The organism is Isoptericola sp. NPDC060257 (genome assembly GCF_042726645.1).
Classification (GTDB): Bacteria; Actinomycetota; Actinomycetes; order Actinomycetales; family Cellulomonadaceae; genus Isoptericola; species Isoptericola nanjingensis.
Window position 1 is genome coordinate 1 of the sequence record NZ_JBHXAW010000484.1, and the last position, 1,620, is coordinate 1,620.

The 1,620-nt window shown below is 75.1% G+C and carries 3 protein-coding genes; 2 read left to right on the plus strand and 1 reads right to left on the minus strand.

The features are described 5' to 3' along the window. Positions 1 to 56 precede the first annotated feature (56 nt). Positions 57 to 131, minus strand: a complete 75-nt coding sequence (locus tag ACFWEK_RS21515) for a 50S ribosomal protein bL37 (RefSeq protein ID WP_099052597.1) — start codon at positions 129 to 131, stop codon at positions 57 to 59. Positions 132 to 288: 157 nt separating this feature from the next. Here ACFWEK_RS21515 and ACFWEK_RS21520 point away from each other — a divergent pair, with 157 nt between their 5' ends. Together ACFWEK_RS21520 and ACFWEK_RS21525 are read left to right on the plus strand one after the other, a co-directional pair. Next, entirely contained in the window at positions 289 to 1,089 is an 801-nt protein-coding gene (locus ACFWEK_RS21520; RefSeq protein ID WP_430548408.1) for a DUF4097 family beta strand repeat-containing protein, read from the plus strand. 37 nt (positions 1,090 to 1,126) lie between these two features. Further along, on the plus strand, positions 1,127 to 1,620 hold a 494-nt coding region (locus ACFWEK_RS21525; protein ID WP_430555362.1), incomplete at its 3' end, for a DinB family protein.

The window sequence follows — 1,620 nt, forward strand, 5'->3', positions numbered from 1 at the left end:
CCCCGCGGGGTTCCCGGCCCTTCGACGTGTCTCGGCGAGACGTCTGCTGCCTGTGCTCAGGCGTTGGGACGCTTGCCGTGGTTGGCGGCGTTGCCCTTGCGGCTACGGCGCTTGCGACCGCGCTTGCTCATGGTGGTCTCCTCACGAAGGATGGACGAGGGGTCGGTTCCCATGGTCCCACACCGGAGGCCCGGGGTCGGAATCCGGGGCATCCCCGATCCGGACGTCCCCGGGCTCTGCCAGGGTGGTACCCGTCCCCAGCACAGCCCGAGCACCACAGGGAGCCTCATGAGCACGGAGTCGTGGGCGGTCGCCGCCCCGCAGACCATCGACGTCGAGCAGGCCACGGGGGTGACGCTCCGCCTGCAGGACGGGCGCGCCGACGTCGTCGCCGACCCGGCCGCGACGGGCGTGCGGATCGAGCTGCTCGAGGTGAGCGCCAAGCCGCTCCAGGTCGTGCGCGACGGGGACCGGCTGCGCGTGGGCTACGAGAGCTCCGTGCTCGACTCCGTCATGGCGAAGCTGCGCAACCCGCGCCAGAGCGAGCGTGCCGTGGTGCGCGTCGTCGTCCCGGCGGACGGGGCGGTCGACGTCGGCACCCTCGGCGCGGACGTCGAGGTCGCCGGGGGCCGCAAGGTCGCGGTGAAGACCGTGACCGGCGCCGTGCGCACGACCGGCACGACCGGGCCGATGTCGCTCAAGACCGTCTCGGGCGCGCTGTCGGCCGAGGGGCACACCGGGGACGTGACGGCGAACAGCGCGGCCGGGTCGATCGCCCTGGCGGGCGCGCTCGCGCGGGTCTCCCTGACCACCGTGTCGGGGGCCGCGACGGTCACCGCCACCCAGGCGAGCCCGCTGATCACGGCCAAGACGGTCTCCGGCGCGATCGACCTGCGCCTCCCGGCGGGCACCCCGGTGAACCTCAAGGTGCGCGGCGCGTCCGGCCAGGTCGTCCTCGACGGCTCGGTGCTGCCGAGCGCCGGCGCGACGCTCGTCGTCGACCACGGCGAGCAGCCCGCCGACGGCCGCAGCGCCGCCTACCTGTCCGCGACGGTGACGTCCGCGCACGTCACCGTCGACCGTCGCTGACCGGCGCCCGCCCGGGGCGCCGGGGAGGAGGAGCACCATGACGGACGCGTCCGTACCGCACGTCGCCCTGCTGACCGACGCCTTCGGGCGGATCGCCGAGACGGCGCACCGCGTGCTGCGCGGAGCCACGGCCGACCGGCTGACGTACCGCCCCGACCCGGAGGCGAACACCGTCGCGTGGCTCGTGTGGCACCTGGCGCGGGTGCAGGACGACCACGTCGCGGACGTCGCCGGCACCGAGCAGCGGTGGACGGCGGACGGCTGGGCGGAGAGGTTCGGGCTGCCGTTCGACGTCGCGGACACCGGCTACGGCCACACGCCGGAGCAGGTCGCGGCCGTCCGCGTCGACGCGGCCCTGCTGCGGGGCTACCTCGACGGCGTGCACGCCGCGACGACCGCCTACCTGACGACGGTGACCGCCGCCGACCTGGACCGCGTCGTGGACACGAGGTGGGACCCGCCGGTCACGCTCGGGGTGCGGCTCGTCAGCGTCGTCGGCGACGACCTGCAGCACGTCGGCCAGGCCGCGTA

Excerpts from the sequence above, each read along its gene's own strand:
- ACFWEK_RS21520 (WP_430548408.1), top strand. The coding sequence starts at position 289 with ATGAGCACGGAGTCGTGGGCGGTCGCCGCCCCGCAGACCATCGACGTC.